The sequence below is a fragment of the Pseudomonas sp. SIMBA_067 genome (assembly GCF_046534675.1).
Lineage (GTDB): Bacteria > Pseudomonadota > Gammaproteobacteria > Pseudomonadales > Pseudomonadaceae > Aquipseudomonas > Aquipseudomonas putida.
Map to the genome: position 1 here is coordinate 1 of NZ_JAWRYH010001132.1, position 244 is coordinate 244.

1 pseudogene is annotated in these 244 nt (G+C 61.5%); it reads right to left on the bottom strand.

From position 1 onward, the window contains the following. Window positions 1–244, bottom strand: a pseudogene (locus SB765_RS32825) (TonB-dependent receptor); the annotation flags it as partial.

Consider the following 244-nt stretch of genomic DNA (forward strand, 5'->3'; position numbering starts at 1 on the left):
CCGGAATGCCGTCGCTGAGCAGCTTCAGGCCACGAATGCCGAAGGCCGAGCGTGCGCCGTAACCCCGCGAAGACACCTGCAGGTCTTGCGCGTAGTTCTGCCGGTTCTGCACCACCAGGCCAGGCACCTTGGTCAGCACTTCCGACAAGTTGACGCCCAACTGGCCGTCATTGCCCTGTGAAAGGTCGACGGTATCGATCGAAAAAGGCAAGTCGAAACTACCGGTTGGCGCATAGGCGCCGGT